Source organism: Psychrobacter sp. AOP22-C1-C5, from assembly GCF_052378885.1.
Lineage (GTDB): Bacteria > Pseudomonadota > Gammaproteobacteria > Pseudomonadales > Moraxellaceae > Psychrobacter.
The window spans coordinates 443,845-467,721 of sequence record NZ_JBQSYC010000001.1 but is presented as its reverse complement, the minus strand read 5'-3'; the positions used below and the strand labels follow the sequence as shown (position 1 = coordinate 467,721).

Below are 23,877 nucleotides of genomic sequence, written 5' to 3'. Positions count from 1 at the left end.
TTTTATGATGAGGAGATATCCAGTTGCTGTAACTTACGTGTCAGGGTATTACGTCCCCACCCAAGTAAGCTAGCTGCTGCTATCTTTTTGCCGCCACTATGCTTGAGGGCAGCGGTGAGCAAGACGCGTTCAAATTCAGGTGTTGCCATTTGTAAAATGTCCGTTTCACCTTGCTCTAGTGATTGTTCAGCCCAAATAGCCAATGCTTGCTGCCAATTTTGATTATTGAGCTCATGATAGGCTTCACTATTGATGCTATCGTTGTTTCGCTGTTGGTGATTCTGTGCCATTTCTGGCGACGATAAAGGAGATTCTTGATTCGGCTGTGAATGAATTGAGCTGTTTTCGAGTAGCTCTGGTGGCAAATCATCTACCATGACGGTATCGCCAGTTGCCATTACTGTAAGCCATAAGCAAACATTTTCTAGCTGACGTACATTACCACGCCACTCAAAAGATTGCATAATCTGTAGCGCTGTAGAATGTAGCTGTTTTGGCGATGTATTCATTTGCTCGGCAGCACGCTGCATAAAGTAAAGAGCGAGTGCAGGGATATCTTCGCGCCGTGTACGCAGAGGTGGTAGCGGTAGGCGAATGACATTAAGGCGATAAAACAGATCTTCACGGAAGCGGCCTTGTTTTACCAACTCTTCCAAATTTTGATGGGTAGCAGCAATGATACGTACGTCTACTTTGACCGGCTGCTGTCCACCCACGCGGTAAAACTCGCCATTGGCCAGCACTCGTAGCAGACGGGTTTGCGTGCTAAACGGCATGTCACCAATTTCATCCAAAAACAGTGTCCCGCCGTCCGCTTGCTCAAAACGACCTTGCCGTGTCGTCGTCGCGCCAGTGAACGCACCTTTTTCATGACCGAATAACTCAGACTCAATCAAATCATGCGGGATTGCTGCCATATTTAGGGCAATAAAAGACTGATGATTGCGAGGGGAGTGCTGATGTAGCGCGCTTGCGACCAGCTCCTTGCCCGTGCCCGATTCACCTGTGATTAAGACGGTTATGGGAGAGTGTGCCAGTCTGCCAATAGCGCGAAACACCGTCTGCATGGCTTGCGATTGACCGATAATACCGCTTGGATTGTTTTGAGTCTTAGTGTCGGACTTCACCCCAACTTTACTATTAGCGGCTTTAGAAGCTTTGCTTACAGGCTTGGCGTTGGTAATAGGGTTGGTTTTGGCATCAGCTGTCGCATTGTTGTTAGAGACAGTATCGGTGGATACAGTGGCTATACTAGTATCAGGCATATTTATAGCATGCACTTCAGCTATGTTAGGCTGGTAATTAATGGCTTTGTAAATGGTAGCGACTGCATCGTCCAAGTCAAAGGGTTTGGGTAGATACTCAAACGCCCCTGTCTGATAGCTACTAATGGCTGAGGTAAGGTCTGAATGCGCGGTCATAATGACAATGGGCAGCTTAGGAAAATGCTTGTGTACCCAATCACTGAATGACAAACCATCCATCATTGGCATACGGATATCGGTCAATATCACGTCTGGCAAAGGTTCTGCTGACTCTGACTGTTGTAGTATATCATTAAGCCGTGTCCACGCTGCTTGTGCTTGCGTAAAGCTGATAACAGTCAGTCCTGCATCTTCAAACGTATCAGCCAATATCAAACGCAGCGCGGCATCATCATCGATGAGCCATAGAGTGGCAGTCTGCTTATTAGGATTATTATTGACCGTCACCTTTGCCGCTTGATCATTTACTATTTGTTTATTGTTTACTTGATTGTTCGATGTTTGAACATTTGATGTTTGATTATCGCTTTTAGGATTATGCTTGTTGTTATAGTCAGTCATGTATCGGGCCTAATGAGCAATGGGTTGATTCAGGTTTATAATTTAGTCATTCAACGGTTTTGTACGATAATATTATTTATGTTTCCGCTTCAGTTATTGGTTGGTGAAAAGGCAAATATAACGTAAAGCGTGTCTGATTGTGACTTTGGTTGTGTTTAACACGGCTGTTAGGACTGTGCGATTGATTAGAGCTGACATCAATCATACCATGATGATGGCTGATGATATCTTGCACAATGGACAATCCAAGACCAGTCCCTGCTGCGCGGCTGGTCACCATCGGGAAAAATATCTGTCCGATAAGGGCAGGATTAATCCCCGAGCCGTTGTCAGTGATATTAATCTGTAACACCTGTTTGTGCTGTTGCCCGCTAATGGTATGTTGAAAAGCCACTCGGGTTTGAATATGCAGGGTCGGCTGGTAATCAGCGTCGCTATCCTTGTCCGTTTTTGAGTTACCTGTCTCTGACTTGTCAGTTTGTGAAATGACAGAGTGGTCAGCGTTAGACTCGGACAACTCTGTTGGCTTAAGCGTCTGCTCAAACTCAGTCATTGATTCACAGGCATTGTTTATCAGATTTAAAAACACTTGAATCAGCTGGTCTTTGTCAGCTTTTAATTCTGGCAACGATAAGTCATAGTCGCGTTGTAGTATCACTTGCGGATATTGATTCAGTACCAAGGTTATCACATGCTCTAGTGGCTCATGGATATTAATCGTTTGCCAATTGGGCAATTGGTTGGAGCCAAGAAATTGTCCAATGAGCTGAGTTAAGCGATCTGTTTCGGAGATGATGATATCGGTATAGTTACGCAGTTTTTCAGCGGTTTTTTGCAGGTTATGATTGTCGCTATTGTGGTTTGAAAGAGAGTGTGAGTGAGCAGTAACCCCAGAAGGCTGGTTGTTAAACGTAGACGGGCTACTAAATTTGATAAATTGTCGCTGTAGCAATTGAGCCGCACCGCGAATACCTGCCAGCGGATTTTTGATTTCATGAGCGACCGAGCGCAGCATATGACGAGCGACGTTATATTGCTGCTGCTGACGTTGTTCTTCTGAGATGCGGCTTTGGCGATCCTTGCCCCACATCTCAATAATAAAATAATGCTGCTGCTCATAGATAACAGGCGTTACGCTATAGTCAACTGAGAGAGACAAGTTACCATTCAAGTGTGTGTCTATAGTATGATCATGATCGATAAATGGTTGCTGATAATGTTGTGCTTGAGTAAAGCGTTCGGTCAATGAGCAAGTCGGTTCTTTTGCATGGTCGTCTTTTATACTACTGTCTTTTAATGTATCGGGCGCAAGTAGCGTCAATACGGACTGATTGAGTAACCTGCCGCTACTGATCGCAAGCAGCTGTTCGGCTTGTGCATTCAACCAAGTGATAGACAGTGTCTCATCGACCCACAAGATAGACGTAAACAAATGCTGTGACACAAATGCTAGGTCAGGTGTCAGTTTTGTGGTGGTCAAATGGCTTGTCATAGGTAGCGCCCAAAGTAATGACTAAAAAAAAGTATGCTTGATATAATATTTAACCACAAATCAACAGTATAGAGCGGCAAAACTGGCGGTATTTGCAAAAAAAACGTACAATGCGCACAGCCAATTTATCTCAAGCAAGGTCAGCCATGTCCAAAACTTCTACCGAGTCGATGAATCCGACTACGATTACCTCACAGCCAGCTTCTACTTCACCTAAAAACACAGCCACTATTTTTAATCCTGCTAAGCCCGCAATGATCGAAGAGCAGAGATCATCAGACAGTAACGCACCCTATCACCATAAAGCCAATCACAATCAGAATCGTACGATTGAGCAAAGCAGTGATGCCACATCAGGGATGACCGCGACAGCCAATGCACCAGTTAACGCCGCGCCAAAGATTGGTTTTGTCTCGTTAGGTTGTCCAAAAGCACTGGTAGATAGTGAGCGAATTATCACGGAACTTAGCCGTGATGGTTATCAAGTGGCCAGCGATTATGAAGGTGCTGACCTAGTCGTGGTCAATACTTGCGGTTTTATCGAGTCAGCGGTACAAGAGTCGCTTGACGCGATTGGCGAGGCCATTAGCAAAAACGGTAAAGTGATTGTGACAGGCTGCTTGGGCAAAGAAGCAGAAAAGATTCGTGAAATGCACCCAGCTGTGCTCGCAGTGACGGGCGCTCATGCTTATGATGAAGTCATTACAGCCGTCGCACAGCACGTGCCAAGACCCAACCGCAGCTTGGATGCAAATTACGATCCAAAGATTGATCTAATTAATGAGGCTGGCATCAAATTGACCCCAAGTCATTATGCCTACCTAAAAATCTCTGAAGGTTGCAACCATCGTTGTACTTTCTGCATCATTCCAAGCTTACGTGGTGATTTGGTTTCGCGTCCAATTGACAGCGTGATGAATGAAGCGATGGCCCTCAAAAAAGCAGGCGTCAAAGAGTTGCTTATCATTTCACAAGACACGTCTGCTTATGGGTTGGACTTAAAATATAAGACCAGCTTTTGGAATGGCATGCCGCTGAAGTCCAAGTTTTATGACATGTGCCAAGCACTGAATGACTTAGGGATTTGGGTACGTCTGCATTATGTTTATCCGTACCCGCACGTAGATAAAGTCGTTGAGCTAATGGGTGAGAAGAAGCTGTTGCCTTATTTGGACATTCCTTTTCAGCACGCCAGTCATAGCATCTTAAAAGCCATGAAACGTCCCGCCCATAGCGAAAACACGCTGGCACGTATCAAAGCATGGCGTGAGATTTGTCCTGACATTGTTATCCGCTCAACCTTTGTCGTCGGCTTCCCAGGTGAAACCGAAGAAGACTTTCAGTGCTTGCTTGATTGGCTGGTCGAAGCGCGTCTTGATCGCGTTGGAGCATTTACGTACTCAGAAGTTGAAGGCGCGGTCGCTAACGATTTGCCAAATCATGTGCCTGAAGACGTTAAGCAGTCTCGTTATGAGCGCTTAATGGCGCTACAACAAGAGATATCGGCGCAAAAACTGCAAGAAAAAGTCGGTAAGACCTTGATGGTATTGGTTGATGAAATCGATAGCGACGAGAATATTGCGATTTGCCGTAGCTATGCCGATGCGCCAGAGATTGATGGTCATGTTTATGTGGACGACATTACCGCTCAAGTAAAAGTCGGTCAGTTCTTAACGGTTACTATCGACGATGCAAGCGAGTATGATTTATTTGCCAGCTATAAAGGGTAAAACCGAGTGCAATATGCGAGTGAAAATTGCCCAAGAGCGGGCAGTTTTTGCTACAATTGGCGCAATTTAGCCTGTTTCATACGCCAAGCATTAGATATGGCGCTGCGGACAAACGCTATTTGTATTTTACCAATGACTGTAATTATAATTTAATGCTAACAAGGTGACCTCATGTCTGACAAAAACCCGCGTTACTCTCGTATCTTGTTGAAACTCTCTGGCGAAGCTTTGGCCGGTAGTAAAGACATGGGTATTGATACTGAAGTACTCGATAAGATGAGTTTATCTATTGCCCACTTGCGCGGACTTGGCGTACAGGTAGGTATCGTCGTTGGGGGTGGTAACTTATATCGCGGGGCGCAGTTACAAAAAGAGGGCTTGGTTGGCCGTGTCACGGGTGATCAGATGGGTATGCTTGCCACTGTTATGAATGGACTTGCGATGCGTGATGCGCTTGAGCGCCGTAATATCAAAACGCGCTTGATGTCAGCATTGCCAATCGGTGAAGTGACCGAAAGTTACAGCAGCCGTAATGCCATCCGCTATCTTAAAAACGGAGAAGTTTGTATTTTCGTTGCTGGCACAGGCAATCCGTTCTTTACCACGGACACTGCTGCTTGCTTGCGCGGTATTGAAATCGAAGCAGGTCTAATCTTAAAAGCAACCAAAGTGGACGGCGTTTATGACAAAGACCCAAGTCTACATTCTGATGCAGTCAAATACGACGGTTTAACGTTTGATGAAGTATTAGAGCAAAAGCTGGGTGTTATGGATTTAACTGCCATTGCTTTATGCCGTGAACACAATGTACCGCTACAAGTGTTTGATATGAACAAGCCTAATGCTTTATTGAATGTCATTATGGGCGAAAATGAAGGCACGCGCGTCTATCATTGATATAGTAAAAGCTAGCATGATTACAATATAAGTTGCGATGTGAGCACTGGCTCATATTATGATAAATAACTTTTATAACCAACAATAATGAATGATTTGTCGGTAGCGATAAATAAGGATACATGATGATTAATGAGATTAAGCAAGACGGCGAAGCGCGCATGCAAAGAACGTTGGAAGCGCTTGAGAGTACCTTTAGCAAAGTGCGTACGGGTCGTGCACATCCAGGTATGTTGTCAGGTGTAATGGTTAGCTATTACGGTTCTCCTACACCATTGAATCAAGTGGCCAGTGTAAACGTAGAAGACTCACGTACGCTATTGGTTCAGCCATTTGACCGTACCATGGTACAAGCGATTGACAAAGCCATTCGTGAAGCAGATTTGGGTCTAAACCCAATGACCGCTGACGTGATTCGTGTGCCGATGCCTGCCCTGACAGAAGACACTCGTCGCGACATGCAAAAGCTTGCCCGCGGGGAAGCTGAGAGCAGCCGCGTTTCAATTCGTAATATCCGCCGCGATATGATGAATGATATTAAAGAGTTGGCAAAAGAAAAAGAAATATCAGAAGATGACGAGCGCCGCGCCAGTGATGATATTCAAAAAATTACTGACAAGTACATTGAAACTATTGATAGCCGTCTGAGTAAAAAAGAAAGCGATTTGATGGACGTTTAAAAACTGGCAAACCTGCCATTTTTGGTAAAACCAGTTGAGTCATTTCTTTATAGTTAAGCAGCCAATGTGCCATTGCTATTGGCTGCTTATTATTATGTCGATTGCAATGTTTTAATGACAATTATTAGACGATATTTTGTAGTCTTTCTTTCAAAAACTGCCGAAAGTTCGGCGACGGTTTTATGATAAATTTATGAATTGCCTGTATTGCACTTTTTAACTGCCATAGTACACGTTATTATTATCTTACCTTAACAATAAGCAAGTTCGCCTATGTCCATATCATCCCTGTTGGCTCCTGATATTCTTCCGCGCCATATCGCTATCATTATGGATGGCAATAATCGTTATGGTAAAGCCAATGATTTGGGCAAAGGTCAAGGCCATGTGGCTGGCAAAGATGCGCTAGACCCTATCGTCGAGTATTGTGTTGAGACTGGCATTGAAGTACTGACAGTATTCGCTTTTTCTAGCGAAAACTGGCAGCGTCCGCCCAGTGAAGTGGCGTTGTTAATGCAACTGCTGACATCGACCATTTATGAGCAAATACCGCGTATGAATGAATACCGTATTCGCTTGCGTTTTATTGGGGATCGCAGCCAACTCAGTGACAGCTTGCAAGCATTGATGGCGGACGCTGAAGAAAAAACGGCAAACTTTGACGCCATGACACTGGTTATTGCCATCAGCTATGGTGGTCAATGGGATATTGCTCATGCAGCAAAACAGTTGGCTGAGCAAGTTCAAGCAGGGCAGTTGAGTGCTGATGATATTAATAAAGAGAGGCTCGGCGCGTACGTTCAACTAGCCGATGCGCCAGCGGTGGATATGCTGGTGCGTACGGGCGGCGAATACAGAATCTCCAACTTTTTGTTGTGGCAATCGGCCTACGCGGAGCTGTTCTTTACCCAAACGTTGTGGCCAGATTTTACAGCAGAAGAGTTGGCTGATATGGTGACAGAATTTGCTCAACGTCAACGCCGCTTTGGCAAAACCAGCGAACAAATAGTGACAGAGCAGCAGACCCGCTGATATATAACAGCTAAAGATATACTCAGTATCTTACAATGTGAATATACTATAAGTAGTTAAGATTCATGGTTTGTGAAATAATAAACTGCTTTATTTGAGGTTGATTGCGATTAGAAGGCTATTGTCGATTACTGCTATACTGCATTTTTTGATCATGCGTTTTTCATTATTATAAGGCTCAATAAGTATGTGGCAACGAATTAAGACGGCAATTGTTCTCGTTATTATCGTTGGTATTGCAATGTTTGCGAGCCAAACTCCTATTTTATTTGCACCACTTTTAGCAATCGGCGCGATCATCTCCGCACACGAATGGACGAAGCTGATGCCGAAATGGCGTCATCCTGCGCTATTTGTACTATTGGTCTTGGTGCTGACATTAGTGTCGCTCATGTTCACAGCGACTTGGCTGTTTTGGTGGGTGGCCTCATTAGCAATATGGGTAATGGCACTGTTTTGGGTCAGAGTTTTCCCCACTCATACCAATTGGTACGGTAAAAAATTGGCATTGATGGGTACTGTGATATTAACCGCCTCTATCACTGCCATGTTTTACTTATGGCAGCTGTCAGCATGGTGGTTACTATATGTGTTCTTATTGGTATGGTGTGCTGATAGTGGCGCTTATTTCGTTGGACGCAAATTTGGTCGTCGCAAAATGGCGCCAAACGTCTCACCGAATAAGAGTATGGAAGGACTGGCAGGTGGTTTGGTAACTGGTTTGTTAGTGGTTATCGCCATTAGTGTCTTTAAGCTACAATTAACGGGTGTGCCATTAATTGCATTTGTATCGTTGTCAGCCATAACGATCTTGGCATCTGTACTTGGTGATTTGTTTGAGTCAATGCTCAAACGCCGCGCTCTTGTAAAAGATTCGGGCACTATCTTACCGGGTCATGGCGGTGTTCTTGACCGTATTGATTCGCTATTATCTGCCACACCAATATTTGCGCTGGGCTTTTGGATAATACAGCAGCTCGGTTTGATGGTTGTATAAGAGTACAGACGAGCGCATTGACTTATTTTACGGCAAATCAGCTGGTTCAATACTTACACTTGAGCTGACTACGTAATATTATTTTCACCACTTATTTATTGAGATAAGTCATTCCACTTATATTTTTCATATCTTATTTATTTTCTTTATTTTATTTTTCACAGTAGCACTTACATATAGGCATCAATGGTTATGACGCAACGCATCGCCGTACTAGGCGCGACAGGCTCGATTGGCGATAGCACATTGGCAATCTTAGCTGCGCAGTCACAGCATTACGATGTCTATGCTTTATCAGGCTATCACCGTTTAGACAAACTGTTTGCGCTTTGCCAACAGTTTTTGCCTAAGCGAGTCAGCGTACCAACAGCGGCGGTCGATGATTTTGCTCAACGTATTAAGGAAGCGGGTTTAAATGTTGATGTCGTGGGCGGTGAAGCAGGGCTGGTAGATATCGCCACCGATTCGCAGACCGATACGGTCGTCGCCGCTATCATGGGGGCAGCTGGTCTACCTTCTACCTTAGCAGCAGCTCGTGCCGGCAAGCGTATCTTACTGGCGAATAAAGAAGCGCTGGTGATGGCGGGCCAAGTGATGATTGATGCGGTCAAAACGCACAATGCGACGTTGTTGCCGCTTGATTCTGAGCATAATGCTATTTTTCAGTGCCTACCACTTGCTATCCAACAAGACAATACACAGATTCATCAGCCAAACCACGGGGTGCGCAAGCTTTGGTTGACCGCTTCTGGTGGACCATTTTTACAGCAATCGTTTGAAAAAATGCAGCAAGCCAGTGTCGCAGAAGCTGTCAAACATCCAAACTGGTCGATGGGGCAAAAAATATCAGTCGACTCAGCTACGATGATGAATAAAGGCTTGGAGTTGATTGAAGCCTGTCATTTATTTGATTTGCCTGAAAATAAAATAAATGTGGTGATTCATCCGCAAAGCATTATTCACTCGATGGTAGAATATAGTGATGGTAGCTTCTTAGCGCAGCTCGGCAGTCCAGATATGAAGACCCCAATTGCACATGCTCTTAGCTATCCTAATCGTATGGATAGTGGCTCGCAAACATTGGACTTGTATGCGTTAAGTGGGCTTGAGTTCATTGAACCTGATCTACAAAAATTTGCTTGTTTACGTCTGGCCCGTCAAGCAATGCAATCAGGTACCCAAGCGACGATTGTGCTCAATGCTGCTAATGAGGTTGCAGTGGATGCGTTTTTAAACGGACATATTCGTTTGACTGATATAGCTGACATTAACGAGCAGGCACTGACTGAGATACAAGTACCGTTATTGAATGAGCATGCCGATATAGAAGATATACTATCAATTGATAAAATAGCACGCCGTCATACCGATACACTTATCCAAAAGCTGGCGTAATCGCTTTGTCAGCCATTTAACAGAGAAAAGATCATGACATTTTTATTAACGCTTCTTGCGGCAATATTTGTCTTAGGTCCACTCATTGCTTTACATGAGTGGGGTCACTATATTGTGGCGCGTCTTTGCGGCGTTAAAGTGTTGACGTATTCTATCGGTTTTGGGCCTAAGCTTTTTGGTTGGACGAGTAAAAAAAGCGGTATTGATTATCGTATCTCAGCATTACCACTGGGTGGTTATGTCAAAATGCTTGATGAGCGTGAAGGGGGCGTAGCAGAAGAGGAGAAGCATCTGGCTTTTAATCATCAGCATCCGCTCAAGAAGATTGCGATTGTCGCGGCAGGGCCCCTCATGAACTTTATCATCGCGATAGCGCTATTTTGGGTGCTCTTTATGACCCCATCAGAGCAGCTGGCAACCAAAATTGGGCAAGTGTTGCCCAACACACCAGCCGCCACAGCACAGTTACCAGTTGGTGATAAGATCGTCGCGATTGATGGTCATGAAGTTCAGACATGGGAAGGCATTAATTATCGTCTTGCTGGACGCATGGGTGAGACAGATTTGGTAAGTATTACTTTGCAGTCAGATGCAGCGCCGAATAGCCCGACCAAAACGTACCAAGCGCCAGTGCAGCAATTCATGCAAGGTGCGGCGCAAGGCAAAGACGCGTTAACAAGTTTTGGTATGCTACCGTGGCAGCCAGACATTGCTCCAATAATTGGTAGCCTGACCCCTGACGGTGCAGCCAGTCGTCAAGGTTTAAAAGAAGGTGATCGCATTACGGCGATCAATGGTCAAGCAATCGAAGATTGGATCAGTGCCACGTATGTCATCCGTGATAATCCAGAAAAGTTGCTTAACTTTATGGTAATGCGTGATAATAAGCCTGTTCAGCTACAGATTATGCCGCAAGGTAAAAAAGACAATTTAGGTAACGATTATGGGCAGATTGGTGCTATGGTGGAGCAATCTGAGATTGTCATTCCTGATACCTACAAAACAACCGTGGTATATGGTCCTGGTGAGTCATTGGTTAAGTCCTTTGAAAAGACCGAGCAATTAGCAGTGATGACGGTGACGTCAATGGGTAAGATGCTATCAGGTATGATTGGTTTAGACAATTTATCAGGGCCGATTACCATTGCTAAGGTCGCCAAACAAAGTTTTGATATCAGTTGGCAGATGGTGCTATCTACAGCTGCTTTAATCAGTTTGAGTCTCGCTGTATTGAATCTTTTGCCCATTCCAGTGTTAGATGGTGGTCATATTGTGTATCATCTCATTGAGTTGATTCGAGGCAAACCGTTGTCGGAAGGCGTTCAAATGGTTGGGCTAAATATCGGTTTACTCTTGCTGGCAGGTTTCATGGTGTTAGCAATTGGTAATGACATCAGTCGTTTGTTTTAACCTTTTAGCCGACCATATATTTGACAAGATGAGATAGGCTAATGGCTTTACGCTTATCGTATGTAGATTATTCATATGATAGGCGACAAGCTTTGTATCACCACCTCTGTACTAATCGTAATTTTTAGTTTATTTTGTGATGCATTTTATATAAAGTGTTCTAAGTCTCCCACGCATGATTTGAAATTTAATGCGAAATGGGCTAGACAACATGTGCTTTTTAACTTAACTTAAGCAAGTTTTTTATTGACGGATAGTGTTTATGCGTACGCCTTTATTTATGAGCGCGGCAGGGTTGCCGTTAGTTGTAGCGATGATGAGTATGCCTGTACAGGCTGCAGAATTTGTAGTAACTGACATCGGTTTTAATGGTCTGCAACGCCTAACCCCCGATAGCCTCTATCCGGTTCTACCTATTTCGGTAGGGGATACGGTTAATGACAGTAATCTGGCAGCCAGTATTAAGGCGCTATATGCGACCGAAAACTTTGCCGATATCCAAAGCCGTGTCGAAGGTGGTCAGCTACGATTTGACGTTGTTGAGCGTCCAACGATTGCTGAGGTAAATTTTGAGGGCAATAAGCTCATTCCTAAAGAAGGGCTTCAGCAAGGTCTAGATAATGCTGGGCTTGCTGCTGGTAAGGTGCTTAAACAATCTACCCTACAAGGTGTAGCCAATGAGCTACAGCAACAATATATCAGTCAAGGCTACTACAACAGCGACATTGAAGTTGAGCAAACGTTATTAGAAGGTAATCGCGTTAGACTTGACGTGCGTTTTATTGAAGGCAAGCCTGCCAAAGTAGTTGATATCAATATCATTGGTAACAAACACTTCAGCGATGAGGATATTAAAGACGTCTTTGCTGTAAAAGAGTCTTCTTGGACGCGTCTGTTGTCTAAATCTGATCGTTATGCCAAAGAAAAATTGGCAGCCAGTTTAGAGAACCTAAAGGCATTGTACCAAAACGATGGTTATGTACGTTTTGCAGTAGACAATGCTGTGCTCAATATCAGTGAAGACAAAAAGAATGTCTTTGTTGAAGTGAGTCTTAGTGAAGGTGAGCAATATCAGTTTGGTGAAGTAAATTTCTTAGGCAAACCGACTTTTGATACGAATGAGCTAAAAGAGCTGGTCACCTTTGCCCCTAATGAGAAGTACTCACAAGCCAAATTGGATGCGACTACCGCCGCGCTAAAGAGTCGTTATGGTAATGAAGGTTACTATCTGGCGCAAGTTAGACCTGTACCGCGTATCAACGATGATACCAAGATGGTCGATGTCGATTATTTCATTGATCCTGCGCGTCCTATTTATGTTCGCCGTATCAACTTTACGGGTAACATCAAAACACAAGATGAAGTACTGCGCCGTGAAATGCGTCAATTAGAAGGCGCACTAGCCTCTAGCGATAAAATTCAGTTATCACGTACACGTTTGATGCGTACGGGTTTCTTTAAAGCCGTTAACGTCGATGTAAAACCAGTACCTAATCAGCCAGATCAAGTGGATGTCAGCTATACCGTTGAAGAGCAGCCTTCTGGTAGCTCAACGATCGCAGCAGGTTACTCACAAAGTGGCGGTGTCACGTTCCAGTTAGATTTGACTCAAAACAACTTTATGGGTACGGGTAATCGTGTGAACGCGGCGCTATCACGTTCAGAGACACGTGACTCTTATAGCTTGGGTTATACCGATCCCTACTTTACTGAAAATGGTGTATCACAAGGTCTTAGTGCTTATTACCGCGAAACCAAGTACGACGATAGAAACGTTAGTAACTACGTTACCGACTCTTATGGTGCGACGCTGAACTATAGTTATCCTGTTGACGAAACCAAGCGCGTAAGTGCAGGTCTAAACGTTGATAACACGTCAATACGTGGTGGTCGTTTCCTTGGCGTATCAAACGTACAACAGTTACTCGATGATGGCGGTACGTTTGAAGATTTTCAGGATGCCAATGGCGAACCTACCGGACGCACAGGTTTTAAGAACAGCTATCAAAGTTATAACTTATTACTAGGTTGGGATTACAGTACCTTAGATCGCCCTGTGTTCCCAAACAAAGGTATGAGTCATACGGTCGATGCGACCATCGGTCTTGGGGATGCCAGTTACCAGAAGCTTGTTTATCGTGGTAATGTGTATTATCCATTCTACAAAGACTGGGTTGCCCGTGGTTATACCAAGCTAGGCTATGGTAATGATTTGCCATTCTATGAAAACTTCTATGCCGGTGGCTATGGTTCAGTGCGTGGTTATGAAGCCTCAACACTTGGACCAAAATCGCAAACCTATTTTGACGCGATTACTCCTGGACAAAGATATAAAGACGAAGAGATTGGTGGTAATGCGCTCGTGAGCTTTGGTAGTGAGCTGATTTTACCGATGCCATTCAAAGGTGATTGGGCAGATCAAGTGCGTCCTGTGTTGTTTGCTGAAGGCGGTCAAGTATTTGACACCACTGACAAAGAAGATCGTACCTTTATTAATCCTAATACAGGTGAGCCTGCTAAAAATCAAGATGGTAGTGACATAAAACTACTTACTCAAGACAGTAGTATGCGTTTCAGTGCTGGTGCAGGTGTAACTTGGTACACACCAATTGGTCCGATTTCACTCAGTTATGCGGTGCCTATCGGTGATAAAGAAGGCGATGAGACTGAAAAAGTCCAGTTCCAGATTGGTAACACTTTCTAATTTAGAACTTAAGGTTTGGAACTTAGTATCATCGTTCAAGCCTATTCGATTAGTGTAGTAATGCTAGTTGAATAGACAAAACGTCAGTTAAATATTAGTAGATCGCCAAGATGATTTTTCAGCTTGGCGATTGTCCTATTCATAAGAATATTAATAATAACTATGATAACGATTGAGCAACTTATCACTCGGATTGAGCAGCGTCAGCCTATTATTAATAAGGCCGAACTTAATGCTGAACAGTTACGTCAAGAATTCAATAGCGTCGGCAGTTTGACCACAGCTGATCATAAGCAGTTAAGTTTCTTAGCTGATCCTCATTATATTTCTAGTTTAGCAGGCAGTCGAGCAGGGGCAATATTGATCACTGCAGAGTATCATGATCAAGTGCCAAATACGGCTGTAGCGTTGGTAGTCACAAACCCTTATCTGGCTTATGCTAGTGCCAGTCAGCTGTTTGTTCCTACGTCCTTGTTTCATGGTATTCATCCTAGTGCGGTGATTGCTGATAGTGCTGTTATTGGTGATGGGGTCAATATTGGCCCTTTTTGTGTGATAGGTGATAATGTACATATTGGTACGCGTAGCTCACTTGATGCTCATGTGGTGGTTGAAGCAAATACTGAGATCGGACAAGACTGTGTTATCAAGTCGCAAGTGGTGATTGGCCATGACAGCGTCATTGGTCATCATGTGAGATTACATGCTGGTGTGAGTATCGGCGCAGAAGGCTTCGGTTTTGCACCAACCAAAGACCCTAGTGTCACAGGCTGGGAGCGCATTGCTCAGCTGGGGCGTGTCGTAATTGGCGACCATGTACGTATTGGTAGCCAGACTTGTATCGACCGCGGTGCTATTGACAATACAGTCATTGGCAATCATGTGGTGATTGATAACTTGGTGCAAGTTGGTCACAATGTAAGCATTGGCGATGGTACTGCTATCGCTGCAAAAACAGGTATCGCTGGAAGTACTAGCATAGGTAAGCGCTGTATCATTGGCGGCGATGTCGGAATTACAGGTCATATCGAGATCGCAGACGATGTCATCTTGTCTGGTATGACGATGGTCACAAAATCCATTAAGAAAGCGGGTTCATACTCCTCTGGAACAGTGGCAATGCCGACAACTGAATGGCGACGCGCAGCGGTACGTTTTCGTAAGCTTGGCCGTGATTAGCACAAATACACATAAGTCAAAAAGATAAAAAACACTGTAAGGATATGCCATTATGAGCAGCAACGATATAGAAAGTGCAACTAATAAAGATGTAAAAAGCTTGGCTGAGCAAGGTCTCACGCTGCCATTAACTTATCATACCCTCAAACATTATTTGCCGCATCGCTATCCTTTCTTGTTGGTAGACAAGATTACAGCTTGTACACCTGGTGAGAGTATTACTGGTATAAAGAATGTGACAATCAATGAAGAGTTTTTCAACGGGCACTTCCCTGATGAGCCGATCATGCCAGGCGTATTGATGGTAGAGTCGATGGCTCAGGTCTCAGGTGTGCTTGGCTTTATTAGCGCTGGATTGACGTCTGAAGATGGTTATTTGTATCTGTTTGCAGGCGTTGATAAGGTTCGATTTAAGCGCCGCGTTATTCCAGGTGATCAATTAACCATTCGTTCCAAGTCAGTCATGCAAAAGCACGGCATCTATAAGTTTGATTGTACCGTTCATGTAGAAGATGAGCTTGCTGCTAGTGCTCAAATAATGATTGCGCGTCAAGAACAGTAGTACATACTTACTGCTATGTGCCCATAATCAGCCAAAGGTCTGAAAATTTATCCTAAAATGGGCAATAGAGATTGTCGTTAATCGTTATGTTTCACAGCAGCGCCATGTTTGTTTTTTAATAAAGCCAAACTGGCTATATTTGTTTTACTATTTATTCGCATAAAATGATACAAAGGCCTACATTATGAGTCAGATCCATCCAACAGCACTCATCTCACCGTCCGCTCAGATTGATGAGACTGCTACTATTGGTCCATATTGTATCGTTGGCGATGAGGTAACCATTGGCGCACACACGGTTTTGCATCGGCATGTGATCGTGACCAAATTGACTCGTATCGGTCAACACAATCAGTTTTATCAGTTTGCGAGTATTGGTGAAGATCCGCAGGATTTGAAGTACGCGGGTGAGCGCACATGGCTCGAAATTGGCGATTATAATACCATTCGTGAAGCTTGCAGTCTGCATCGCGGTACGGCACAAGACAGTGAGTTGACTAAGATTGGCAACCATAATTTACTGATGGTAAATACTCATGTGGCTCATGACTGTATAATTGGCGATCATAATGTATTGGCCAATAATGTCGGCGTGGCAGGGCATGTTACTATCGGCAACCATATCATCATTGGCGGTAATTCAGGTATTCATCAGTTTTGTACCGTTGATGACTACAGTCTGATTGGTGGCGCAAGTTTAATATTAAAGGATGTGGCGGCTTTTACAATGGTATCGGGCAATCCAGCGAAAGCGCATGGTCTCAATGTTGAAGGAATGCGTCGCAAGGATTGGTCCAAAGACACGATCGATGTTTTGCGTCAGGCTTATCGCATGATTTTTAGATCTGGTTTGACGACTGTGCAAGCGCTTGATGTTCTGAATAATGAACTATTACCGAAAGAGCCAAAAATTCAACTACTTATCGATTCACTAGAAAAAAGTCGCCGTGGCGTTGTCCGCTAAATAGACAGGCAAATTTCACTCAAATCATAAATATAATGAATGCTTTATCTAGCTGAAATATTATCAAGTGTCGTTGAAATCATAAAAAGCCATAACCAATCGTTATGGCTTTTTATGTTTATAATTACTTGACTTTTTTGGTCGCTTAGCAGAAACTTCCTAATAATATACAGTTAGATTCTAGTAACTTATTTTAACCAATAACTGATGTAGTCTCTTTAAGTATCTATCTTTTAATGAGTTTGATAACTTAAAGGAATTGCAATTGAACTTTAGGAGTGTCGTATGGCAGAACAAAGGGAAAATTGGTCCGGTAGAACTGGGTTCATTATAGCCGCTATCGGTTCAGCTGTAGGACTAGGCAATATATGGCGCTTTCCATATGTGGCTTACGACAATGGTGGTGGGGCATTTATGGTGCCATACCTTATTGCATTATTGACGGCAGGTATTCCGCTACTATTTCTAGATTATATCATCGGGCATAAGTATCGCTCTGCAGCACCTCGTGCTTATAAGAAACTGGCACCTTCTGGTCAATTTGTGGGCTGGTGGCAGACGCTCGTCTCTTTTGTGATTGCTATCTACTACGCAGCTGTCATTGTATGGGCCGGTAGTTACATGTTTTTCTCGTTTGGCCAAAAGTGGGGCGAAGACACTACAACCTTTTTCGTCAGTGATTTTGTAAAACATACTGGGGACTTAACCTCAGTGTTTGTACCTCAGATGTTTATAGGTTTGGTGATTGTTTGGGCTCTTTCTATATTGATTATGTTTGGCGGTATCCGTAAGGGTGTTGAACTTGCTAACAAAATTTGTTTGCCATTATTGCTAGTATTATTTGGCATCATGGTATTTAAAGCCGTTACCCTACCAGGTGCGGTCATTGGTTTGAATGCCTTCTTTGAGCCAAATTGGACTAAAATGAGTGATCCTAACGTTTGGCTAGCAGCTTATGGCCATGTGTTTTTCTCACTTTCAGTAGGTTTTGGTATCATGGTAACTTATGCCTCATACCTCCAAAAGAATACCAATCTGACGGGCGCAGGCTTAGTGGTAGGTTTTGCTAACTCTTCTTTTGAGCTTATTGCTGGTATTGGTATCTTTGCTGCTATTGGTTTTATGGCAATGTCGACAGGTCAAGATGTCGCAGAAGTTGCTAGTGGCGGTGTTGGATTGGCGTTCTTTGTTTTTCCTAAAATTATCTCTACTATGGGAGCCAGTGGTGATTTCGTTGGTTTCTTATTCTTTGGCTCTTTAGTCGTTGCTGGTATCAGCTCTCTGATTAGTATTTTAGAAGTACCTATCTCTGCTTTTCAAAGTAAATTCGATTGGTCGCGCAAAAAAGCAGTTGGCATAATATGCGGCGTATGCGCGGTTATATCTATTGCTGCTTTCTCAACTGGTAGCTCATTGGTACTAGTAGATGTCATTGATCACTTTGCTAATAACATCGGTATCGTTGCTGGTGGTTTGATGTCAATTGTTTTGGTCACTTGGTTTAATCGTCATAAAATTCCAAGCCTACTAGCGCATAGCAATCGTATTTCTAGTGTTAAGGTAGGCGGCGCTTGGATATTTATGTTGACCGTTATTACTCCAACCGTGCTTACTATCGCTTTGGGTCTTAAGTTTATCGATTTAGTTAAAACACCTTATGAAGGTTACTCTTCCACTATTCTATTACTGTTTGGTTGGGGTGTCGTCGTATTCTTTGGCTTAGGAGCTTTCATACTAAGTCGTATGAAAGGTATCCATGATGATGAAGATGATAAAGCCCGTGCAATTGACAATGCGCGCTAGCCAAAAAATTAGATAGTTAGCAGATAGATTAACATTTAAATAGGAATTTATTATGAGCACTTCAGCGATTATTTTTATGATTATCTCAATGGTACTTATATGGGGCGGCTTGATTTCTGCCATTATACATCTGCGAAACAATCCTGATATTCCAATGGATCAAGTACCGGATGATAACTTTTAAGTTTCGAAGCATTAGTCTCTTAAAAACTTTATAGTAGTGAAGGTTTTAACGATCATAAAAAATACCAGTCAATGTAAATTGACTGGTATTTTTAGGTTTAAATAGTCTGAATAAAAAAGGTAATTAACACGGTCTAACGTAAGTTTAGCTCAGGCGTTGTTTGTCCTCGCTTGCTATAAAACTCGTTTACAAATTCATCAAATTTATCTTGTTCAATCGCGTCTCTAATACCTTGCATCAAACGCTGGTAGTAACGCAAGTTGTGGATAGTTGCCAACTGAGCGCCAAGCATCTCTTTGCATTTATTCAGATGGTAGAGATAGGCGCGGCTAAAGTTTTGGCACGTATAGCAGTCGCATTCAGGATCTAATGGGCCTTCATCATTACGATATTGGCTATTACGAATACGTACCACGCCTACATTTTCTGTGTCACCTGTAACGAAATAATGGCCATTACGCGCATTACGGGTGGGCATCACACAATCAAACATATCGACGCCTCGGCGTACTGCCTCAACGATATCTTCGGGCTTGCCCACACCCATCAAGTAGCGCGGTTTATCGGCTGGCATATCATCTGGGATATAATCTAAGACATCCATCATCTCATCTTTTGGTTCACCGACGGATAAACCACCGATAGCATAACCGTCGAAGCCAATATTGAGCAAACCTTCGAGTGACTGCTGGCGCAGATCGGCATACATACTGCCCTGAATAATGCCGAATAGGGCATTGGTACTACCCAGTCTGTTATGCTCATCGACGCAGCGCTGTCCCCAGCGTAATGACAACTCCAAAGATTTTTTGGCTTCATCATGAGTCGCAGGATAAGGTGTACACTCATCGAACTGCATTACGATGTCTGAATTCAAACTATATTGAATTTGCATAGATTTTTCTGGAGACAGAAAAACTTTGGCACCGTCGATGGGAGATTTAAAGTCGACGCCTTCTTCAGTAATTTTGCGCATTGCACCAAGACTAAATACTTGGAAGCCGCCTGAGTCGGTTAGAATCGGTTTATCCCAATGCATAAATTTATGTAGGCCACCGAATTTATCGATCACTTCTGTACCGGGACGTAGCCATAAATGAAAGGTATTGCCTAAAATGATGTCAGCACCGATGGCTTCAATATCACGTGGCAGCATACCTTTGACTGTACCGTAAGTACCAACAGGCATAAAAGCAGGCGTTTGTACGTCGCCATGATTGAGATGAACAGTACCGCGGCGTGCACGTGTTTCGCCGCTGGCCGTTTTGTGTAAGACAAATTGCATATGATAACCGCTATTTAAGCTATGAAAATAGCGCCAATTATAACATTGTTAGCTATTTTTTTGGACACGTATGTTCAAGCGTTATTAATGCCACTATTTGATGCAGTCAGGTTATAACCAAAAAACACAGACAGTCTTACTAAGCGATTGATAAAATGAGAAAGAAGATAAGTAGTAAGAAGTCCTTGAACCCTGTTTTTGGACGTTGGAGAAGTCCTATGACCAAAACATGCTATTTATTATTAGGTGGTTTGTTATTTACATCAGGAGCTGCTATGGCTGTCGAAGAACCAAAATATACTGTTTTGTCACAAGTAGATGACTTCGAGTTGCGTCATTATGATGAGCAACTTGTTGCGCAAACTTGGGTGACGGGCGATCAAAATACCGCCAGTCGCGAAGGGTTCAAGATTTTAGCAGATTATATTTTTGGTAATAATACAGCGTCAAATGGTGAGAGCAGTAAAATCAGTATGACGGCTCCCGTAACAATGCAGACCGAGACTAAAAAAGAAGATGGCAAATCGCAGAAAATTGCGATGACCGCACCAGTGAGTATGCAACAAGCTGATGGTAAATGGTGCGTACAGTTTACGATGCCTAGTCAATATACGATGGCAACATTGCCTAAACCAAATAATCCAAACATCATGATTAAAGAAATACCAGTGCAGACCTATGGTGTTATCAAATTTTCGGGATTAGCAGGCAATCAAAAAGTAGCCAAAAAAACGGAAGAGTTGCAGTCTTGGATGCAAAAGCAAAAATTGCCGCCTACTGGCGAGCCAGAACTGGCACGTTATAATCCTCCATGGACGCTACCTTTTTTGCGTCGTAATGAAGTGATAATCGCTTATCAATCAAAGTAATACCGTTTTTAAAAAACAAGCTGAACCCATCAAACCAAATAAACGTATACCTATGGTATTTATGCTTATTTACTTTGCTATGTTTCGTCTGTTTTGTCCCCATAAAAAAAGACAGCCATGGCTGTCTTTTTTATATTGAATCTTCAGGTATTTTTGGTTAGCTATTTTGCTCACGGATGATATTAAGCATACGGCGCAACGGTTCAGCCGCACCCCATAGTAACTGGTCACCAACGGTAAATGCGCCTAAATATTCAGGACCCATATTAAGCTTACGTAAACGGCCTAATGCAACGGTCAAAGTACCTGTCACTGCGACTGGCGTTAGACGATTAATGGTAGCTTCTTTATCGTCTTCAACCACATCCAGCCATTCGTTACCGCTGTTTTTGAGGGCAGCTTCGATTTCTTCTAATGGAATGTCTTTTTTTAGTTTGATAGTCAGACCTTGAGCGTGACAGCGCATTGCACCAATACGTACACACATGCCGTCGATAGGAATCGTGTTGGCCTCAGAGTTGCCAAGAATCTTATTAGTCTCAACGCCGCCTTTCCACTCTTCACGTGATTGTTTGTTCTCAAGCTGGGCATCGATATAAGGAATCAAGCTACCAGCCAATGGCACACCGAAGTATTGTTTAGGGAAGCTGTCTGAACGCTGAATTTGAGCAATTTTTTTATCGATATCTAAGATAGCGCTTGCAGGGTCGTCAAGCTCTTCTTTAACAGCGTCATGAAGTACACCCATACCGCTGATCAGCTCACGCATATTGTTTGCACCAGAGCCACTTGCTGCTTGGTAAGTCATGGCGCTGACCCATTCCACCCAGCCTTTATTAAACAGCTCGCCGATCGCCATCAGCATCAATGAAACTGTACAGTTACCACCGATAAAATCTTTTTTGCCATCAGCTAAGGCGCTATCAATTACCGTACGATTGACAGGGTCAAGAATGATAATGCTGTCATTTTCCATTCGCAATGTACTTGCTGCATCAATCCAGTATCCACTCCAGCCGCCATCACGTAATGGTTGATGGACTTTCGAAGTATAATCGCCGCCTTGACAAGTAATAATCACATCACAAGTGGCTAGTGTGTCGATATCATGAGCGTCTTTTAATTGGCCGGTCTGTATACCATCAAAATGTGGCGCATCACCACCTGCATTGCTGGTCGAAAAAAACACGGGCTTGATACCGTCGAAGTCTTTTTCTTCGATCATACGCTGTATCAATACCGACCCGACCATGCCGCGCCAGCCTACCAAGCCTACTGTTAAATTACTCATGAAAACTCATCCTATTTGTCGTTATTTATTGCACTGCTAGCCGATAACAATGCCGTGAATGCTCATAAAAAGCAAGACGTTTTGGCGATTTTTCACCGTTTTTCATGCACTATTAACTGTGCTTGCTATAACTTTAAGTTATTAACATGATAGTAATACTTGCTGTTCTGAGCTGCTCCATCGCTTATCAAAAGGATTTGGCTTTGGTAACGATTGGCTATTATAGTCAAATAATATTGTAACGTTTTACGACAGTTATCGCGTAATTAATGTGCAATCATTAGGCGACAATCTTACGAAATGCTAAAGTAACTCTTGATATCGGTTTAATTGAAAATATGAAAGCCTTGGTTATCGAGCTTGCGATGAATGTTATCATAGGCTCGATTATTACTTTAATAGACGGTTAACACACACTATGGATCTCTCACTATTATATTACGGCGTACAGTGGTTAGCAGGGTTCATCGCATTTATAACGATTTGGGGCTGGATACCACTTGATAATTGGTGGATTCGTGGCGTTGATTTTCCACGTATTCAGATAATGGTGCTTGGTATTATCGCTTGGATTGGGATGGCCATGTTTTGGCAAGAATGGACGCTTGGGCAGTGGCTATTGTTTGTCACTTTAAGTGTCACTTTAGCGTTTCAGCTAAGAATGGTATTGCCTTATACCAAGCTTTGGAAAAAAGAGGTCCAAAAAGCTAAAGACAAACCAGAAGGACAGGCGTATCACCTCAAAATCATGGTCTCAAACGTTCTGACGCCTAATGACGACACACAGAAATTGGTTGATTTGGTGCAGAAACGGCAGCCTGACATCTTAATTACCCTAGAAAGTGATGAGAAATGGGAAAAAGCCCTGCACCAAATTGAACCTGATTATCCTTATACTGTAAAAATACCGCTGGATAATTTGTATGGTATGCATTTATATTCTAAGCTTGAATTGATTGATCCTGAAATCAAATACTTAATGATTGACGACATACCCTCTATTCACACGCAGTTACGTCTTCAAAGTGGTCGCGTGATTTGGTTGTACTGCTTGCATCCCATGCCGCCAAGTCCGACGGAAGCGGATAAGTCGACTACTCGTGATGCCGAGCTATTGATGGTTGGTAAACATATAAAAGAGAACAAGCAAACGGCGATATTGGCAGGGGATCTCAACGATGTAGCTTGGTCAAAAACGACCAGACGCTTTCAACGTATTTCAGGACTGTTAGACCCGCGTATTGGCCGGCACTTTATCAATACCTTTCATGCTAATTATCCATTTTTGCGTTGGGCATTGGATCATCTTTTTCATAGTGCTTGCTTTACAGTGGTGGATATTGAGCGTTTGCCATCAGTCGGTTCCGATCACTTTCCTGTCATGACCACGCTACAATATGAGCCAGAAGAGACAATTCATCAAGAGCAAAACGCACCTACAGCAGAAGCAGAAGATATCAAAGAGACAGACCATAAGATAGAAGAAGGAAAAAAAGAAGGAAAAAAAGTGTCTGAAGAACGTGCAGAAGAACAGCGAAGCCCCGCTTAGCAGGAATAGAGCGCCCGTATAATAAGGC

General features: G+C 43.2%; 19 protein-coding genes. 15 read left to right on the top strand and 4 right to left on the bottom strand.

Going from position 1 to position 23,877, the window contains the following annotated elements; genetic code table 11:
• Positions 1–2 precede the first annotated feature (2 nt).
• A complete protein-coding gene (locus tag ACT3TH_RS01815) occupies positions 3–1,826 on the bottom strand; it encodes a sigma 54-interacting transcriptional regulator (protein ID WP_444754142.1) in 1,824 nt (607 codons plus the stop codon).
• 76 nt (positions 1,827–1,902) lie between these two features.
• Positions 1,903–3,318, bottom strand: coding sequence for a two-component system sensor histidine kinase NtrB (locus ACT3TH_RS01810; RefSeq protein ID WP_444754141.1), 1,416 nt, complete (start codon positions 3,316–3,318; stop codon positions 1,903–1,905).
• A 146-nt stretch (positions 3,319–3,464) separates the two neighbouring features.
• Here ACT3TH_RS01810 and rimO point away from each other — a divergent pair, with 146 nt between their 5' ends.
• The 13 genes from rimO (at position 3,465) to ACT3TH_RS01745 (ending at position 18,855) form a co-directional block, all read left to right on the top strand.
• Positions 3,465–5,048 carry a 30S ribosomal protein S12 methylthiotransferase RimO gene (gene rimO, locus ACT3TH_RS01805; RefSeq protein WP_444754140.1) on the top strand — a complete coding sequence of 528 codons (1,584 nt, stop codon included), beginning with the start codon at positions 3,465–3,467 and terminating at the stop codon, positions 5,046–5,048.
• Between the two features lie 171 nt (positions 5,049–5,219).
• Positions 5,220–5,945, top strand: a complete 726-nt coding sequence (gene pyrH, locus ACT3TH_RS01800) for a UMP kinase (RefSeq protein ID WP_444754139.1) — start codon at positions 5,220–5,222, stop codon at positions 5,943–5,945.
• A 125-nt stretch (positions 5,946–6,070) separates the two neighbouring features.
• Positions 6,071–6,625, top strand: a complete 555-nt coding sequence (frr, locus tag ACT3TH_RS01795; RefSeq protein WP_444754138.1) for a ribosome recycling factor — start codon at positions 6,071–6,073, stop codon at positions 6,623–6,625.
• Between the two features lie 273 nt (positions 6,626–6,898).
• Entirely contained in the window at positions 6,899–7,657 is a 759-nt protein-coding gene (gene uppS / locus ACT3TH_RS01790; RefSeq protein ID WP_444754137.1) for a polyprenyl diphosphate synthase, read from the top strand.
• A 187-nt stretch (positions 7,658–7,844) separates the two neighbouring features.
• Positions 7,845–8,654, top strand: coding sequence for a phosphatidate cytidylyltransferase (locus ACT3TH_RS01785; protein ID WP_444754136.1), 810 nt, complete (start codon positions 7,845–7,847; stop codon positions 8,652–8,654).
• Between the two features lie 186 nt (positions 8,655–8,840).
• The gene (gene dxr / locus ACT3TH_RS01780; protein ID WP_444754135.1) at positions 8,841–10,049 is read left to right on the top strand and encodes a 1-deoxy-D-xylulose-5-phosphate reductoisomerase; all 1,209 of its coding nucleotides are present in this window, start codon (positions 8,841–8,843) and stop codon (positions 10,047–10,049) included.
• A 33-nt stretch (positions 10,050–10,082) separates the two neighbouring features.
• On the top strand, positions 10,083–11,459 hold the full coding sequence (rseP, locus tag ACT3TH_RS01775) for an RIP metalloprotease RseP (RefSeq protein ID WP_444754134.1): 1,377 nt from the start codon (positions 10,083–10,085) through the stop codon (positions 11,457–11,459).
• A gap of 262 nt (positions 11,460–11,721) precedes the next feature.
• Positions 11,722–14,163 carry an outer membrane protein assembly factor BamA gene (bamA, locus tag ACT3TH_RS01770; RefSeq protein WP_444754133.1) on the top strand — a complete coding sequence of 814 codons (2,442 nt, stop codon included), beginning with the start codon at positions 11,722–11,724 and terminating at the stop codon, positions 14,161–14,163.
• 162 nt (positions 14,164–14,325) lie between these two features.
• A complete protein-coding gene (gene lpxD / locus ACT3TH_RS01765; protein WP_444754132.1) occupies positions 14,326–15,342 on the top strand; it encodes a UDP-3-O-(3-hydroxymyristoyl)glucosamine N-acyltransferase in 1,017 nt (338 codons plus the stop codon).
• Between the two features lie 52 nt (positions 15,343–15,394).
• Positions 15,395–15,904, top strand: coding sequence for a 3-hydroxyacyl-ACP dehydratase FabZ (gene fabZ / locus ACT3TH_RS01760; protein ID WP_444754131.1), 510 nt, complete (start codon positions 15,395–15,397; stop codon positions 15,902–15,904).
• Positions 15,905–16,088: 184 nt separating this feature from the next.
• Positions 16,089–16,868, top strand: coding sequence for an acyl-ACP--UDP-N-acetylglucosamine O-acyltransferase (gene lpxA, locus ACT3TH_RS01755; protein WP_444754130.1), 780 nt, complete (start codon positions 16,089–16,091; stop codon positions 16,866–16,868).
• A gap of 285 nt (positions 16,869–17,153) precedes the next feature.
• Positions 17,154–18,671 (top strand): sodium-dependent transporter, encoded by a 1,518-nt coding sequence (locus ACT3TH_RS01750; RefSeq protein ID WP_444754129.1) that lies wholly within the window; start codon positions 17,154–17,156, stop codon positions 18,669–18,671.
• Positions 18,672–18,723: 52 nt separating this feature from the next.
• A complete protein-coding gene (locus ACT3TH_RS01745) occupies positions 18,724–18,855 on the top strand; it encodes a methionine/alanine import family NSS transporter small subunit (protein ID WP_021815034.1) in 132 nt (43 codons plus the stop codon).
• 133 nt (positions 18,856–18,988) lie between these two features.
• Here the strand turns inward: ACT3TH_RS01745 and tgt are convergent, their stop codons facing one another.
• The gene (tgt, locus tag ACT3TH_RS01740) at positions 18,989–20,140 is read right to left on the bottom strand and encodes a tRNA guanosine(34) transglycosylase Tgt (protein ID WP_444754128.1); all 1,152 of its coding nucleotides are present in this window, start codon (positions 20,138–20,140) and stop codon (positions 18,989–18,991) included.
• A 218-nt stretch (positions 20,141–20,358) separates the two neighbouring features.
• Here tgt and ACT3TH_RS01735 point away from each other — a divergent pair, with 218 nt between their 5' ends.
• Positions 20,359–21,009, top strand: coding sequence for an SOUL family heme-binding protein (locus ACT3TH_RS01735; protein ID WP_444754127.1), 651 nt, complete (start codon positions 20,359–20,361; stop codon positions 21,007–21,009).
• A 157-nt stretch (positions 21,010–21,166) separates the two neighbouring features.
• Here ACT3TH_RS01735 and asd read toward each other — a convergent pair whose 3' ends face one another.
• The gene (gene asd, locus ACT3TH_RS01730; RefSeq protein ID WP_444754126.1) at positions 21,167–22,300 is read right to left on the bottom strand and encodes an aspartate-semialdehyde dehydrogenase; all 1,134 of its coding nucleotides are present in this window, start codon (positions 22,298–22,300) and stop codon (positions 21,167–21,169) included.
• Positions 22,301–22,718: 418 nt separating this feature from the next.
• Between asd and ACT3TH_RS01725 the strand changes: the two genes are divergently transcribed.
• Positions 22,719–23,849, top strand: a complete 1,131-nt coding sequence (locus ACT3TH_RS01725; RefSeq protein ID WP_444754125.1) for an endonuclease/exonuclease/phosphatase family protein — start codon at positions 22,719–22,721, stop codon at positions 23,847–23,849.
• The last annotated feature ends 28 nt before the right edge of the window (positions 23,850–23,877 follow it).

Bases quoted from the DNA above. Each gene is read 5' to 3' on its own strand.
- dxr (WP_444754135.1), top strand. From the start codon at position 8,841: ATGGTTATGACGCAACGCATCGCCGTACTAGGCGCGACAGGCTCGATT.
- pyrH (WP_444754139.1), top strand. From the start codon at position 5,220: ATGTCTGACAAAAACCCGCGTTACTCTCGTATCTTGTTGAAACTCTCT.
- fabZ (WP_444754131.1), top strand. From the start codon at position 15,395: ATGAGCAGCAACGATATAGAAAGTGCAACTAATAAAGATGTAAAAAGC.
- asd (WP_444754126.1), bottom strand. From the start codon at position 22,300: ATGAGTAATTTAACAGTAGGCTTGGTAGGCTGGCGCGGCATGGTCGGG.
- lpxA (WP_444754130.1), top strand. From the start codon at position 16,089: ATGAGTCAGATCCATCCAACAGCACTCATCTCACCGTCCGCTCAGATT.
- tgt (WP_444754128.1), bottom strand. From the start codon at position 20,140: ATGCAATTTGTCTTACACAAAACGGCCAGCGGCGAAACACGTGCACGC.
- ACT3TH_RS01745 (WP_021815034.1), top strand. From the start codon at position 18,724: ATGAGCACTTCAGCGATTATTTTTATGATTATCTCAATGGTACTTATA.
- ACT3TH_RS01725 (WP_444754125.1), top strand. From the start codon at position 22,719: ATGGATCTCTCACTATTATATTACGGCGTACAGTGGTTAGCAGGGTTC.
- ACT3TH_RS01810 (WP_444754141.1), bottom strand. From the start codon at position 3,318: ATGACAAGCCATTTGACCACCACAAAACTGACACCTGACCTAGCATTT.
- rseP (WP_444754134.1), top strand. From the start codon at position 10,083: ATGACATTTTTATTAACGCTTCTTGCGGCAATATTTGTCTTAGGTCCA.
- lpxD (WP_444754132.1), top strand. From the start codon at position 14,326: ATGATAACGATTGAGCAACTTATCACTCGGATTGAGCAGCGTCAGCCT.
- rimO (WP_444754140.1), top strand. From the start codon at position 3,465: ATGTCCAAAACTTCTACCGAGTCGATGAATCCGACTACGATTACCTCA.
- bamA (WP_444754133.1), top strand. From the start codon at position 11,722: ATGCGTACGCCTTTATTTATGAGCGCGGCAGGGTTGCCGTTAGTTGTA.
- frr (WP_444754138.1), top strand. From the start codon at position 6,071: ATGATTAATGAGATTAAGCAAGACGGCGAAGCGCGCATGCAAAGAACG.
- ACT3TH_RS01815 (WP_444754142.1), bottom strand. From the start codon at position 1,826: ATGACTGACTATAACAACAAGCATAATCCTAAAAGCGATAATCAAACA.
- ACT3TH_RS01735 (WP_444754127.1), top strand. From the start codon at position 20,359: ATGACCAAAACATGCTATTTATTATTAGGTGGTTTGTTATTTACATCA.
- uppS (WP_444754137.1), top strand. From the start codon at position 6,899: ATGTCCATATCATCCCTGTTGGCTCCTGATATTCTTCCGCGCCATATC.
- ACT3TH_RS01785 (WP_444754136.1), top strand. From the start codon at position 7,845: ATGTGGCAACGAATTAAGACGGCAATTGTTCTCGTTATTATCGTTGGT.
- ACT3TH_RS01750 (WP_444754129.1), top strand. From the start codon at position 17,154: ATGGCAGAACAAAGGGAAAATTGGTCCGGTAGAACTGGGTTCATTATA.